The 14,293-nt window shown below is 40.4% G+C and carries 12 protein-coding genes; 9 read left to right on the plus strand and 3 right to left on the minus strand.

Going from position 1 to position 14,293, the window contains the following annotated elements; translation table 11 throughout:
- Window positions 1–300 precede the first annotated feature (300 nt).
- Window positions 301–1,014, minus strand: a complete 714-nt coding sequence (gene rsmG / locus RQ973_RS08720; RefSeq protein ID WP_311523700.1) for a 16S rRNA (guanine(527)-N(7))-methyltransferase RsmG — start codon at window positions 1,012–1,014, stop codon at window positions 301–303.
- Window positions 1,015–1,108: 94 nt separating this feature from the next.
- Here rsmG and RQ973_RS08725 point away from each other — a divergent pair, with 94 nt between their 5' ends.
- Complete coding sequence (locus RQ973_RS08725; protein ID WP_248035932.1) at window positions 1,109–1,669, plus strand: LemA family protein; 561 nt, start codon at window positions 1,109–1,111, stop codon at window positions 1,667–1,669.
- 1 nt (window position 1,670) lies between these two features.
- Entirely contained in the window at window positions 1,671–2,570 is a 900-nt protein-coding gene (htpX, locus tag RQ973_RS08730) for a zinc metalloprotease HtpX (RefSeq protein WP_248035933.1), read from the plus strand.
- A 43-nt stretch (window positions 2,571–2,613) separates the two neighbouring features.
- On the opposite strand, the gene RQ973_RS08735 is transcribed toward htpX, so the two are convergent.
- On the minus strand, window positions 2,614–4,173 hold the full coding sequence (locus tag RQ973_RS08735; protein WP_311523701.1) for an ATP-binding cassette domain-containing protein: 1,560 nt from the start codon (window positions 4,171–4,173) through the stop codon (window positions 2,614–2,616).
- A gap of 241 nt (window positions 4,174–4,414) precedes the next feature.
- On the minus strand, window positions 4,415–4,744 hold the full coding sequence (locus tag RQ973_RS08740; protein WP_311518635.1) for a helicase BlpT: 330 nt from the start codon (window positions 4,742–4,744) through the stop codon (window positions 4,415–4,417).
- Between the two features lie 168 nt (window positions 4,745–4,912).
- On the opposite strand from RQ973_RS08740, the gene RQ973_RS08745 reads away from it, so the two are divergent.
- The 7 genes from RQ973_RS08745 (at window position 4,913) to RQ973_RS08775 (ending at window position 14,186) form a co-directional block, all read left to right on the plus strand.
- The gene (locus tag RQ973_RS08745) at window positions 4,913–5,455 is read left to right on the plus strand and encodes a DUF177 domain-containing protein (protein WP_311523702.1); all 543 of its coding nucleotides are present in this window, start codon (window positions 4,913–4,915) and stop codon (window positions 5,453–5,455) included.
- Window positions 5,456–6,085, plus strand: coding sequence for an endonuclease III (nth, locus tag RQ973_RS08750; protein ID WP_311523703.1), 630 nt, complete (start codon window positions 5,456–5,458; stop codon window positions 6,083–6,085).
- A 209-nt stretch (window positions 6,086–6,294) separates the two neighbouring features.
- Window positions 6,295–6,816, plus strand: coding sequence for a bifunctional pyr operon transcriptional regulator/uracil phosphoribosyltransferase PyrR (pyrR, locus tag RQ973_RS08755; protein WP_045763808.1), 522 nt, complete (start codon window positions 6,295–6,297; stop codon window positions 6,814–6,816).
- A gap of 20 nt (window positions 6,817–6,836) precedes the next feature.
- Window positions 6,837–7,760, plus strand: a complete 924-nt coding sequence (locus RQ973_RS08760; protein ID WP_045763807.1) for an aspartate carbamoyltransferase catalytic subunit — start codon at window positions 6,837–6,839, stop codon at window positions 7,758–7,760.
- Between the two features lie 49 nt (window positions 7,761–7,809).
- Entirely contained in the window at window positions 7,810–8,889 is a 1,080-nt protein-coding gene (locus RQ973_RS08765) for a carbamoyl phosphate synthase small subunit (RefSeq protein ID WP_045763806.1), read from the plus strand.
- A gap of 337 nt (window positions 8,890–9,226) precedes the next feature.
- Complete coding sequence (gene carB / locus RQ973_RS08770) at window positions 9,227–12,403, plus strand: carbamoyl-phosphate synthase large subunit (protein ID WP_311523706.1); 3,177 nt, start codon at window positions 9,227–9,229, stop codon at window positions 12,401–12,403.
- A gap of 448 nt (window positions 12,404–12,851) precedes the next feature.
- Complete coding sequence (locus tag RQ973_RS08775; RefSeq protein WP_311523708.1) at window positions 12,852–14,186, plus strand: Nramp family divalent metal transporter; 1,335 nt, start codon at window positions 12,852–12,854, stop codon at window positions 14,184–14,186.
- The last annotated feature ends 107 nt before the right edge of the window (window positions 14,187–14,293 follow it).

The raw sequence follows: 14,293 nt of genomic DNA on the forward strand, positions 1-14,293 counted from the left end.
GCTTAGGATAGTATAGCAGAAAAAAATGATTTTGTAAATCATTTTTTCCCGAGCCTTGAAATAAGAAAGCGAGGTATGATTTTGTAAATCATTTTTTCCCGAGCCTTGAAATAAGAAAGCGAGGTATGATTTTGTAAATCATTTTTTCCCGAGCCTTGAAATGAGAGAGCGAGGCATGATTTTGTAAATCATTTTTTCCCAAGCTTTGAAATAAGAAAGCGAGGTATGATTTTGTAAATCATTTTTTCCCGAGTCTTGAAATAAGAAAGTGAGGTGTGAATTTGCAGATTTTTAATCTTTCTAAAGCGGACGTTTGTTAGGCATGCCAGCCTTTCTTGGGTATTTATTTGGAGTTTCCTTTTTCTTTTCAACAATAGTGATAAAGCGAGGGTCTCCGTTAGGAAGTTTGTAACTGAGATTATCTTCAACCTTACTAAAGAGAAGGTTAAGGGCATTTTTAGCTTCAGTTAATTCCTCAGGTGCATTGCTAGCCTTAAGAGCTAGCAATGTTCCACCGACTTTCAGGTAGGGGATAGTCAACTCGGACAAGACCTGCATACGGGCAACTGCACGAGCTGTAACGATATCAAACTGAGCACGGAAGTTCTTATCTTGGGCGAAGTCTTCGGCACGTCCATGATAGAAGTGAACATTTTCTAAACCTAGTTCTTTGGCTAATAGATTCAGAAAGTTGATTCGTTTATTGAGAGAGTCAATAATGGTTACATCTAGTTGAGGATAGAGAATTTTCATGGGAAGGCTAGGAAAACCTGCTCCAGCACCGATGTCTAAGAGTTTAATAGGCTGGTTTTCAATCAATCCCTGTAAAATAGGAGCAATAGAATCATAGAAATGTTTGAGATAGACTTCTTCCTTTTCAGTAATAGCAGTCAGGTTGATCTTTTCATTCCATTCGACCAAAAGTTCAAAATAACGCTCAAATTGAACTTTTTGCTGGTCAGAAAGAATAATATTTTGTTCAGCTAGCAAGTTATAAAATGTTTCTGGTTTCATAGTAGTTTCCTTCTTTAGTATCATCTTATTTTACCACAAAAAGATAGAAATTTGATATACTGGTACTAATCTAAAAACAGAAAGGAGATATCAGATGAATTGGATTATTCTTGGAGTTCTTGCTCTTATTGGTATCTTTGTGATTATTACCTATAATGGATTGGTTAAAAATCGCATGCAAACTAAAGAGGCATGGAGTCAGATTGATGTTCAGTTGAAACGTCGTAACGATCTCTTGCCAAACTTGATTGAGACCGTGAAGGGATATGCAAAGTATGAAGGTTCAACGCTTGAAAAAGTTGCAGAACTCCGTAATCAAGTAGCCGCTGCAACCTCACCGGCAGAAGCTATGAGAGCTAGTGATGCCCTTTCACGCCAGGTTTCAGGAATTTTTGCCGTTGCAGAAAATTATCCAGACCTAAAAGCGAGTGGCAACTTTGCTAAATTGCAAGAGGAGTTGACCAATACTGAAAATAAAATCTCATACTCTCGCCAACTCTACAATAGTGTTGTGAGCAACTATAATGTTAAATTAGAAACATTCCCAAGTAACCTAGTTGCTGGACTCTTTGGTTTTAAAGTGGCTGATTTCCTTCAAACACCTGAAGAAGAAAAGGCAGTACCAAAGGTTGATTTTAGTGGTTTAGGTGACTAGGATGTTGTATGATCAAATCGCGAGTAATAAGCGAAGAACTTGGATTTTACTACTAGTATTCTTTTTACTTTTGGCTTTGGTTGGATATGCAGTTGGTTACCTCTTTATGCGGTCTGGTCTTGGTGGCTTAGTTATCGCTCTGATTATCGGCTTTATCTATGCCTTGTCCATGATTTTTCAATCAACAGAGATAGTCATGAGTATGAATGGTGCGCGTGAGGTGAATGAGCAGACTGCACCAACCCTCTATCATGTCGTGGAAGATATGGCTATGGTGGCGCAAATCCCTATGCCACGTGTCTTCATCATCGATGATGCCAGCTTAAATGCCTTTGCTACGGGTTCAAATCCCCAAAATGCAGCGGTAGCAGCAACGTCAGGACTCCTTGAGATTATGAATCGTGAAGAGTTAGAGGCGGTTATTGGTCATGAAGTCAGTCACATTCGTAACTATGATATTCGGATTTCTACTATCGCGGTTGCCCTTGCCAGTGCCATTACGCTTTTATCAAGTATGGCTGGACGCATGATGTGGTGGGGAGGTGCAGGCCGTGGTCGTAGAAGTGATGACCGTGATAGTGGTGGACTTGAAATTATTATGCTAGTCGTTTCTCTCCTAGCGATTGTTTTAGCTCCCTTAGCAGCAACCTTGGTACAACTAGCCATCTCTCGTCAGCGAGAATTTTTAGCAGATGCTTCCAGTGTAGAGTTGACTCGTAATCCTCAAGGTATGATCAATGCCCTTCGTAAGCTGGACAATAGTCAGCCTATGAGTCATCATGTGGATGATGCTAGTAGTGCACTTTACATCAACGATCCTCAAAAACGAGGTGGCTTACAAAAACTCTTCTATACCCATCCGCCAATCTCAGAACGTATTGAGCGTTTGCAACATATGTAAAAACATCCAGAGTTTTCCTCTGGATTTTTGCTATTTTCTACATTTATAAATCTTGTAAATCGACTACTTCCATACCATGTTCTGTCAAACGATAGATATTCGTACAGACTTCTTTTAAGAAACGTCGATCATGCGAAACAGTAGCCAGACCACCGGGATAATTGGCAAAGAGTTTTCTGATTTCTGGTTGAGAAGTTGGAGAAAAGTTTCGTGTGGGTTCATCCAGAAGGAGAAAGTTCGGTTTTCGCAGAACTAAATTCAAAAGAAGAAGTTTTCCTTGTTGACCTCCAGATAAGGAGTGGATTTGGTGGTGCATCTCTGGATAGCTGAAATTAAGGCTGGCTAAACGAGATTGGATTTTCTGTATTTCCTCTTTGTGTCCAGTTTGGCTGAGAAATTCTACTGAGGATAGATCCAAATTCAATGTTTCTTGGTAATCTTGTGGCATAAAACCAAGCGAAATCTCACTTTTGCCACTTAGTAGTTGCTGCAACTTGGCTAACAGAGTGGATTTGCCAACGCCATTGGGACCGATAATGCCGATTTTTTCTTGACCACGGATAGTTAATTGTAGCCCTTGAGCTAAAACACGCTCACCAATGGATAAAGTCTCATTTTCCAGTCGAACTATAATTTTTGAAGCCGCTAATGGTTCTATATCTGAAAAGAAGAGTTGGATTTGTTCCTCTTCAAGTGGCTTTTGGGTCATGGACTGAGTTGCTTTTTCGTAGCGTCTTTCTTGAGAGAGAACATTTTTCATCTTTTTAGCCAATAGGCGACCGGCAGTACTATCTTTAGTGTTTCGCAAGGCAGTTTCTACGCTTTGCTTGACTCGGCGATGCTTTTCCATGGTTTTATCATAGGAACGTTGGTCGTTGGCAGCTTGCTGGCTTTGTCTGGCAAAATTAGCCTTTCTCTGTTCACTATAGCGATCATAGTCTAAATGTTCGACCAGGGTTTCAGCTTCCTTTCGATGCTTAACTAGTCGTAAGTGGATTATGGTATCTGCTGTTTGAGAGAGCAAGTCTTCATCATGAGAAATGAAAATAACGGTTTGTCCCATCTTTTGAATCTGACTTTTTAGCCAATCAATCGTCTCAAGATCTAAGTCATTTGAAGGTTCATCTAAAAATAAAATCTTAAAGGGTTTGGCCAATTCATGGATGAGCTGAATTTTCAAAGCTTCGCCACCCGAGAGACTACCAATCTCTTGGTCACTAGCAAAACGATTGCTGTCAAAGTGCAATTCCTCAGCCAAACGATAAAGAATGCTGTAGTCTAAATCAGCAGAATCCAAAAAGAAGTAGTCATGTAGAGTTCTATTTTTTAGCTCCTCAGGTAACTTTTGAGGAATGTAGGCCAGTGACTGATAGTCAGACTGGACGTCTCCCTTGATAGTGAAATCAGACAAATATTCTCCCATTAAAGTTCGAAGTAAGGTTGATTTCCCATTACCTTCTTCTCCAATAATGGCGACCTTTTCTCCGTCTTGGATAGTCATATTTAAATCGGAAATAAGGTCTCGTAAATCTTTGTTTTGTGTGATGGTCAGATGATTGATTTTTATCATATTATTGCCCTTTCTAGAATGTCCACATTGCATAACAAAAAGCTCTACTTTACCTAGTAGAGCCCAAAGTCTATGTCAAAAAACTCTTTTAAAAGGGCTGAAAAAGCAGCAGAAAAAAGAGCACACAAAAAGAGACAAGAACAAGATCTACTAAATAAAGGTTCTTTATTTGATAGACTTAGTTGTTCATGTCTCCCTTACCTCCGAAAATTACTATGTTTATTTTATACCTTTTGGAACACTTTGTCAAAAGAAATGAAAAATTCAAGTCTTTCTAGAAACCAAAAACAGGTCCATAGAGAGTCAGTACGTGTTTGACTTGATCGTAGTGGAATTTGTCATAGTTTCTCCAAGCTGTGCGAGCTTCTTCATTGAGTTTAAGGGTGCCAAGTCCAATCAAGAGACTGGTATGTTGGTAAAATTTCTCAAGATCAATTAAGATAGAGTTATCGAGTTTCTCTGTCTTTTTAAGTTGATTGAGTAGCTCGTCGATATTTTGCTGCAAGCGCAGATCATCAGGCAATCCTTGTTTGCAAGTCTGGTAAGCTTTGTTTAACTCGGAAATGAGTTGATAAGCTTCTAAGATTAGTTCTTTATCTTCCATATGAGCGTCCTCCTTTGCCCATGTATTGATGTCTATAGTATAGCACAAAAAATAAAATTGTCATAATAAATATATCAAAAAATAGAGAATGATTTTTTGAAAGTTTAGTTGCCTTGCTTGCGGTTCTTTCATGGTATAATCAAGTGAGTAAATCTTTATGGAGGAAGTATGAAATTAAATATTCAAGAAATTCGTAAGTTGCCGGAAGGCTTGCACTTTGAGCAAACTTTAGATTTGGTGGCAGACTTACGTAAACGTAATCAAGAAATTATAGATGTAAAAGATATTGTTGCTGTAGGGAAAGTTCAGTACGAAGACCTTATGTTTTTCCTAGATTATCAGTTGTCTTATACAATCGTTTTAGCTTCTAGCCGTAGCATGGAACCTGTAGAATTAAAAGAGTCCTATCCAGTAACGGAAGTCTTTATGGAAGGTGCTACCAATCAATTGGACCAAGAAGTTCTAGATGATGACTTGGTTTTACCGATCGAAAATGGGGAAATCGACCTGGCTGAAAGTGTTTCAGATAATATCTTGCTCAATATTCCTATCAAGGTCTTAACAGCTGAGGAAGAAGCAGGTCAGGGATTTGTTTCTGGAAATGACTGGCAAATCATGTCTGAGGAAGAGTATCAAGCCCAACAGGCAGTCAAGAAAGAAGAAAATAGTCCTTTTGCAGGTTTGCAAGGACTGTTTGACGGAGACGAATAGATGGTTTTATCCAAGAAACGTGCCCGTCATGTCATTGAGGAAATCATTGCTCTTTTTCCAGATGCAAAACCAAGTCTAGATTTTCGCAATCATTTTGAGCTCTTGGTTGCGGTTATGCTGTCAGCTCAGACGACAGATGCAGCAGTCAATAAAGCTACACCTGGACTTTTTGCAGCTTTTCCAACCCCACAAACCATGGCAGATGCAAGTGAGAGTGAGATTGCCTCGTATATTTCTCGCCTAGGCCTTTATCGCAATAAGGCTAAATTCCTCAAAAAATGTGCCCAACAACTACTGGATGATTTTGACGGTCAAGTCCCTCAGACTAGAGAAGAATTAGAGAGTTTAGCGGGAGTTGGTCGTAAAACAGCTAACGTAGTTTTGAGCGTGGGATTCGGTATTCCGGCCTTTGCAGTTGATACTCACGTAGAGCGAATCTGTAAACACCACGATATTGTTAAAAAATCAGCTACACCCCTTGATGTCGAAAAACGTGTTATGGATGTCTTGCCACCAGAAGAATGGTTGGCAGCCCATCAGGCTATGATTTACTTTGGTCGTGCTATCTGTCATCCGAAAAATCCAGAATGCGATCACTATCCACAGTTATACGATTTTAGTTCATTATAAAATTGATTTCTTGTGTTTTTTCTTGCATCGATTACTACTTTGTGATATAGTAGTAGCAATCAAATATTCCTTTAATCCTGTCCCGTGAGGCAGGCAAGGAGCTCGATTAAGTAGAAGGGTAAGTCTATACTGTTTACAGTAAGGCTCGCTTAGTTATACATTCTCAAGTCTCCTTGAAAAAAGGAGACTTTTCTTTTTGGAGGTTTGTCATGAAGACAAAAGAAGTTGTAGACGAATTGACCGTCAAGCGAGCGATTACTCGGATTACCTACGAGATTATCGAGCGAAATAAAGATTTAAACAAGATTGTATTGGCTGGGATAAAAACACGAGGTGTCTTCATTGCTCACCGTATCCAAGAGCGTTTGGAACAATTAGAAAATATCTCTGTCCCCGTTGTAGAATTAGATACCAAACCTTTCCGCGACGATGTCAAAAGCGGTGAAGATACTTCTATAATCTCTGTTGATGTGACAGAACGTGAGGTAATCTTGGTGGACGATGTGCTTTACACAGGTCGGACCATCCGAGCAGCTATTGATAACATCGTTACCCATGGCCGTCCTTCTCGTGTGAGTTTAGCTGTTCTAGTTGACCGTGGACATAGAGAATTACCGATTCGTCCAGACTATGTAGGGAAAAATATCCCAACCAGTCGTTCAGAAGAAATCATCGTAGAGATGACTGAACTAGATGGACAAGATCGTGTTCTTATTACCGAAGAAGCTTAGATAGCTAAAAGGAGTTAGCCATGTCAGAAAATCAACAAGCCATTCAACATGTAGTCTCAATGGAAGACCTTACTGTAGAACAAGTCATGAAATTGATTAAACGAGGAATTGAGTTTAAAAATGGAGCAAAAGCGTCTTACGAGGACCAACACATTGTCTCTAATCTCTTCTTTGAGAGTTCGACTCGTACCCACAAATCTTTTGAAGTAGCAGAGATTAAACTGGGACTTCACCTACTGGACTTCGATGTGAAGACAAGTTCAGTCAACAAGGGTGAAACACTCTACGATACAATTTTAACCTTGTCAGCCTTGGGGGTAGATGCCTGTGTCATCCGACACCCAGAGGTGGATTACTACAGAGAGTTGATCGATAGTCCGACGATTACGACTTCGATTATCAATGGTGGGGATGGTTCGGGTCAACACCCAAGCCAAAGCTTGCTTGATTTAATGACGATTTATGAAGAATTTGGACACTTCGAAGGACTCAAGGTAGCCATTGCTGGTGACCTTGACCATTCGCGTGTGGCTAAATCCAATATGCAAATCTTAAAACGCTTAGGAGCAGAACTCTACTTTGCTGGACCTGAGGAATGGAGAAGTCAAGAGTTTGCAGACTATGGACAGTTTGTAAGCATTGATGAAATCATTGACCAAGTTGATGTGATGATGTTTCTCCGTGTTCAGCATGAGCGTCATGAAAGTGGAACAGTCTTTTCAAAAGAAGGCTATCATGCCCAGCATGGTTTGACTCAAGAACGTTATGATCGCTTGAAAGATAAAGCTATTCTGATGCATCCTGCTCCTGTAAATCGCGATGTTGAAATTGCTGATCACTTGGTCGAAGCACCAAAATCACGTATTGTTCAACAAATGACCAATGGTGTCTTTGTCAGAATGGCAATTTTAGAATCTGTATTGACTTACAGAAACGCAAAATAAGACACAAAACGTTAAAAGATGCCTGAGAGCATCCACGAGAGGTGAATTTATGACTAAACGACTTCTAGTTTTAGAAGATGGAACAATTTTTGAAGGAAAAGCCTTTGGGGCTGATATTGATGTAACTGGTGAAATCGTCTTTAATACTGGGATGACCGGTTATCAAGAATCCATTACGGATCAGTCTTACAATGGGCAAATCCTAACCTTTACCTATCCCTTGGTTGGAAATTATGGGATTAACCGTGATGACTACGAGTCTATCAGTCCAACCTGTAAAGGTGTAGTGGTGTTTGAAGAAGCTCGTAGAGCCAGCAACTGGCGCAACCAGATGACACTGGATGAATTTTTGAAGTCTAAGAAAATCCCTGGTATTTCAGGTATTGATACACGTGCTTTGACAAAAATCATTCGCAAACATGGAACTATGAGAGCGACTCTGACACATGTGGGAGATAGTATCGATCACATCACAGATCAGCTTCAAGCGACTGTTTTACCGATTGATAATATCAAACAGGTTTCTACAAAAACTGCTTACCCAGCTCCAGGAGTAGGTTTAAGTGTGGTACTTGTAGACTTTGGTCTCAAGCATTCAATCTTAAGAGAGTTGTCTAAGAGAGATTGTAATGTAACGGTCGTTCCTTATACTACAACAGCAGAGGAAATCCTTCACTTAAATCCAGACGGAGTTATGTTGTCAAATGGACCGGGAAATCCAGAAGATGTACCAGAAGCACTTGATATGATTCGTGGTATTCTTGGCAAGATTCCAATCTTTGGTATTTGTATGGGGCATCAACTCTTTGCAATGGCAAATGGTGCTAAGACCTACAAGATGAAATTTGGTCACCGTGGTTTTAACCACGCAGTGCGTGAAATTGCGACAGGGCGCGTGGACTTCACGAGTCAAAACCATGGATATGCAGTAAGTCGTGAAGATTTTCCAGACCATTTGATGATTACCCACGAAGAAATCAATGACAAGTCAGTTGAAGGTGTACGTCACAGATACCAACCAGGTTTCTCTGTGCAATTCCACCCAGATGCTGCACCAGGTCCGCACGATGCAAGTTATCTATTTGACGAGTTCATCGAGATGATGGAAGCCTTCAAACAAACAAACTAAAGACGAGTGTGAAATCGTCGTAGAATTTATTTAATGGCAACCCGAGAGTTGCCGAATAGAAAGGCAGGTCGTTTCTTTTAGTCGCTATTAGGCGAACTAAAAACTCCCTGCACTAGATTTTTTATCGAAAAAAATCGTTTCGCTAAAAAATCGTCGGAGAATTTATTTAATGTCGCCCTGTGAGGCGACGAATAGAAAGGAGAAGGGTGAGCCGTATTTGCTGAACTGAATACGGGCTACGGACGGTGCTAAAAAGATAGTTATTCCTAGAACTGACAGTTCTTCGTCATAACTCCTATTTTAGCTTTGTCCACTTGACGCCCTTAATATCTTATAAATGCCTAAACGTACTGATATTCAAAAAATTATGGTGATTGGTTCTGGTCCGATTATTATTGGTCAGGCTGCTGAGTTTGACTATGCTGGGACTCAGGCTTGCTTGTCTTTGAAAGAGGAAGGGTATGAGGTTGTCTTAGTAAACTCAAACCCTGCAACTATCATGACTGATAAGGAAATTGCAGACAAGGTTTATATCGAACCGATTACACTTGAGTTTGTGACTCGTATTCTCCGTAAAGAACGTCCAGATGCCTTGCTTCCAACTCTTGGTGGTCAAACAGGGCTTAACATGGCCATGGAATTGTCTAAAAATGGCATTCTTGATGAATTGGGAGTAGAACTTCTCGGGACTAAATTGTCTGCCATAGACCAAGCTGAAGACCGCGATCTCTTTAAACAATTGATGGAAGAATTGAATCAACCGATTCCAGAATCTGAAATTGTTAACACTGTGGAAGAAGCCGTTGCCTTTGCAGCGACAATTGGCTACCCAGTGATCGTCCGTCCAGCCTTCACACTTGGTGGTACAGGTGGTGGTATGTGTGCCAACGAGGAAGAATTGCGTGAAATTGCCGAAAATGGTTTGAAGTTGTCACCTGTTACCCAATGTTTGATTGAACGTTCCATTGCTGGCTTCAAGGAAATCGAATACGAAGTCATGCGAGACTCAGCTGACAATGCCTTGGTTGTTTGTAACATGGAAAACTTTGACCCAGTTGGGATTCACACAGGGGATTCTATCGTATTTGCCCCTGCGCAAACCATGTCAGACTATGAAAACCAAATGCTTCGTGATGCGAGCTTGAGCATTATCCGCGCTCTCAAGATTGAAGGCGGATGTAACGTTCAGCTTGCGCTTGATCCCCACAGCTTCAAGTACTATGTCATCGAAGTAAACCCTCGTGTATCACGTTCTTCAGCCCTTGCATCTAAGGCGACAGGTTATCCGATTGCCAAATTGGCCGCTAAGATTGCAGTCGGTTTGACCTTAGATGAGGTCATCAACCCAGTTACAGGTTCAACTTATGCCATGTTTGAGCCAGCCCTTGACTACGTGGTTGCCAAAATTCCGCGCTTCCCATTTGACAAGTTTGAAAAGGGAGAACGCCGTCTTGGTACTCAGATGAAGGCGACTGGAGAAGTTATGGCCATTGGTCGTAACATCGAGGAGTCACTTCTGAAAGCTTGTCGCTCACTTGAAATTGGTGTTCACCACAATGAAATTCCAGAGCTGGCAGAAATTTCAGATGATGCCTTGATTGAAAAGGTTGTGAAGGCTCAAGATGATCGCCTCTTCTACGTATCAGAAGCCATCAGACGTGGTTATACAATAGAGGAAATCGCTGAACTCACAAAAATTGATATCTTCTATCTTGATAAACTTTTGCATATCTTTGAAATTGAGCAAGAATTGGGCTCACATCCACAAGATCTTGAAGTTTTGAAAACTGCAAAATTGAATGGTTTTTCAGACCGTAAGATTGCTGAACTATGGAAAACGACAGCTGACCAAGTACGTCAACTACGTTTGGAAAATAAGATTGTTCCAGTTTACAAGATGGTAGATACTTGTGCCGCAGAATTTGAATCAGAAACTCCGTACTTCTACTCAACATATGGATGGGAAAATGAGTCTATCAAGTCTGATAAGGAATCTGTACTTGTCCTAGGTTCTGGTCCAATCCGTATCGGTCAAGGGGTTGAGTTTGACTACGCAACTGTTCACTCGGTTAAGGCGATTCAAGCTGCTGGTTATGAGGCTATCATCATGAACTCAAACCCAGAGACCGTTTCTACAGACTTCTCTGTATCAGATAAGCTTTACTTTGAGCCATTGACATTCGAAGATGTTATGAATGTTATTGACTTGGAGCAACCAAAAGGCGTTATCGTTCAGTTCGGTGGTCAGACAGCCATTAACCTTGCTGAACCATTGGCAAAAGCAGGTGTGACCATCCTTGGTACGCAAGTCGCTGACCTAGACCGTGCCGAAGACCGTGACCTCTTCGAGCAAGCCCTTAAAGACTTGGATATTCCTCAGCCACCAGGACAGACAGCGACCAATGAAGAAGAAGCAGTGCTTGCAGCTCGCAAGATTGGCTTTCCAGTCCTCGTTCGCCCATCTTATGTCTTGGGTGGACGTGCCATGGAAATTGTTGAAAACGAAGAGGACCTTCGTTCTTACATGCGTACAGCGGTTAAGGCTAGTCCAGACCACCCAGTTCTTGTTGACTCTTATATCGTTGGACAAGAGTGTGAAGTTGATGCCATTTCAGACGGTGAAAATGTCCTTATCCCTGGTATTATGGAGCATATCGAACGTGCTGGTGTCCACTCAGGTGACTCAATGGCCGTTTACCCACCACAAACCTTGTCGCAAAAGGTGCAAGAAACAATCGCAGACTATACTAAACGCCTAGCAATCGGTCTTAACTGCCTTGGAATGATGAATATCCAGTTTGTTATCAAGGATGAAAAAGTATACGTTATTGAGGTCAATCCACGTGCCAGCCGTACGGTTCCATTTCTTTCTAAAGTGACCAATATCCCTATGGCTCAAGTAGCAACTAAGTTAATTCTTGGTCAAAGTCTTGAAGAACTTGGTTATCAGGATGGACTTTATCCAGAAAGCAGTCGTGTTCATATCAAGGCGCCAGTCTTCTCATTTACCAAGCTAGCGAAAGTAGACAGCTTGCTCGGTCCTGAAATGAAGTCAACAGGGGAAGTTATGGGTTCTGATACGACTCTTGAAAAAGCCCTCTACAAGGCCTTTGAAGCTTCTTATCTTCACTTGCCAACCTTTGGAAATGTTGTCTTTACTATCGCTGATGATGCCAAGGAAGAAGCTTTGGATTTGGCTCGTCGTTTCCAAAATATTGGTTATGGTATCCTTGCGACTCAAGGAACAGCAGCTTTCTTTGAAAGTCATGGCTTGAAGGCTCAACTCGTTGGTAAGATTGGTGATGATGAACATGATATCCCAAGCTATGTTCGTAAAGGGAAAATCCAAGCTATCATCAACACAGTTGGTACTAAGCGAACTGCTGATGAAGATGGTGAACAAATCCGCCGTTCAGCTATCGAACATGGTGTGCCACTCTTCACAGCCTTGGATACAGCAGATGCTATGCTTAAGGTACTTGAAAGTAGAAGTTTTGTCACAGAAGCAATTTAGTTTCTTGTTAAATGATCTAAGTAGCTTTTATCCAGCGTCAAAAGACGCTGGTTTTTCCTCTTTTATAGAGAAATCGAGTTAGAAATAATAGTTACAGTTCACTATTAAATGTCAAAGTTTATCAATAGATTTATCATTATCGTTAATGAGTAGACTTATTCTGACTTTCCCTAAAATTTTGTTGAATTTTCTTAAGTTTTTATCATATTTTTTATAATTAAGGTGCCTTAAGAAAAATAATGAAAAAACTAAATGTTTTTCATATAGTTTTCATTTTTTGTGTTATAATTAAGGTGCCTTAAGAAAAATATTAAGGTGCCTTAAGAAAAATAATGAAAAAACTAAATGTTTTTCATATAGTTTTCATTGTTTTAATAGTTTAAAGTCAATCTTATTTTTCTCTAATAGAAAATAATGAAAAAGTAGGTTTAGAAAGAGGTAAGTATCTATGTCTTCTCATAAAAAAGTGTCACTCTCTGAGATTAATCAATCTATCGATACTCCAAATAACAATCATTTCTGGCAAAATTTAAAGGCCTTTTTAGGTCCGGGTGCTCTTGTCGCAGTTGGTTATATGGATCCAGGAAACTGGATTACCAGTGTAGTCGGTGGTGCTTCCTATAAGTATAGTCTCTTGTTTGTTATCTTGATTTCATCTCTCATTGCCATGCAACTTCAGCAGATGGCAGGAAAGCTTGGTATTGTAACCCAGATGGACCTGGCTCAAGCAACGGCTCATCATTCACCTAAATGGCTTCGTTATAGTCTATGGGTGATTTTAGAATTAGCCTTGATGGCGACAGATCTGGCAGAAGTTCTAGGTTCAGCGATTGCTCTCAATCTTCTCTTTAAGATTCCGATTATGATAGCAATTCTCTTGACTGTGTTGGATGTTTTTCTCTTATTGCTTCTGATGAAATTTGGCTTTAAGAAGATTGAAGCTATTGTGACAACACTGATTTTAACCATTCTAGCAATTTTTACCTATCTGGTAGCTTTGTCACATCCAAGCTTCCAAGGAATCGTTGAGGGTTATCTACCGAATGCAACCTTATTTGAAAGTCCCTTGTCAGGGCATGAAAGTCAATTAACCTTGGCACTAGGGATCGTGGGAGCAACGGTTATGCCCCATAACCTCTATTTGCATTCTTCCTTGTCTCAAACTCGGAAAATCAATCACAAGGACAAGAATGATGTTCGAAAAGCCGTGCGCTTTATGACCTGGGATTCAAATCTCCAATTATCCTTGGCCTTTGTGGTTAACTCCCTTCTATTAATTCTCGGGGCGGCTCTCTTTTTCGGCCATGCATCTGAGATTTCTGCCTTCTCTCAAATGTATAATGCCTTGCAGGATTCTACTATTGCAGGAGCTATAGCTAGCTCGACCTTATCAACCTTGTTTGCCTTGGCTTTATTAGCCAGTGGTCAAAATTCGACGATTACGGGTACCTTGACTGGACAAATCGTTATGGAAGGTTTCTTGCATATGAGATTACCTCAATGGTTCATTCGTTTGGCAACTCGTCTCTTTGCCTTGTTGCCTGTCATGATTGTAGCGGTTCTGTTTGGTCATCAGGAAAAAACATTGGATCAGTTATTGGTTTATTCACAAGTCTTTCTTTCGATTGCTCTTCCATTTTCAATCTTCCCACTGATTTATCTAACTTCTAAGAAATCACTGATGGGAGAATTTACCAATGCCAAATGGAATACCATCCTTGGCTATATCGTTTCCATTATCTTAACAATTCTCAATGTGAAATTGTTATTTGATATTTTCTAAGAAATTCACCCGAGTTATAAAACAAGCATATAAGAAAAAAGATACCCAAGATTGAACTGCACCCCAAAAGTTAGACAGAAAAAATCTAACTTTTGGGGTGTTTTTAT

Source organism: uncultured Streptococcus sp. (assembly GCF_963511325.1).
Classification (GTDB): domain Bacteria; phylum Bacillota; class Bacilli; order Lactobacillales; family Streptococcaceae; genus Streptococcus.

Coding starts and splice junctions, on each gene's coding strand:
- RQ973_RS08745 (WP_311523702.1), top strand. CDS start 4,913: ATGAAATTAAATATTCAAGAAATTCGTAAGTTGCCGGAAGGCTTGCAC.
- nth (WP_311523703.1), top strand. CDS start 5,456: ATGGTTTTATCCAAGAAACGTGCCCGTCATGTCATTGAGGAAATCATT.
- RQ973_RS08740 (WP_311518635.1), bottom strand. CDS start 4,744: ATGGAAGATAAAGAACTAATCTTAGAAGCTTATCAACTCATTTCCGAG.
- RQ973_RS08765 (WP_045763806.1), top strand. CDS start 7,810: ATGACTAAACGACTTCTAGTTTTAGAAGATGGAACAATTTTTGAAGGA.
- RQ973_RS08725 (WP_248035932.1), top strand. CDS start 1,109: ATGAATTGGATTATTCTTGGAGTTCTTGCTCTTATTGGTATCTTTGTG.
- rsmG (WP_311523700.1), bottom strand. CDS start 1,014: ATGAAACCAGAAACATTTTATAACTTGCTAGCTGAACAAAATATTATT.
- RQ973_RS08735 (WP_311523701.1), bottom strand. CDS start 4,173: ATGCAATGTGGACATTCTAGAAAGGGCAATAATATGATAAAAATCAAT.
- pyrR (WP_045763808.1), top strand. CDS start 6,295: ATGAAGACAAAAGAAGTTGTAGACGAATTGACCGTCAAGCGAGCGATT.
- RQ973_RS08760 (WP_045763807.1), top strand. CDS start 6,837: ATGTCAGAAAATCAACAAGCCATTCAACATGTAGTCTCAATGGAAGAC.
- htpX (WP_248035933.1), top strand. CDS start 1,671: ATGTTGTATGATCAAATCGCGAGTAATAAGCGAAGAACTTGGATTTTA.
- RQ973_RS08775 (WP_311523708.1), top strand. CDS start 12,852: ATGTCTTCTCATAAAAAAGTGTCACTCTCTGAGATTAATCAATCTATC.
- carB (WP_311523706.1), top strand. CDS start 9,227: ATGCCTAAACGTACTGATATTCAAAAAATTATGGTGATTGGTTCTGGT.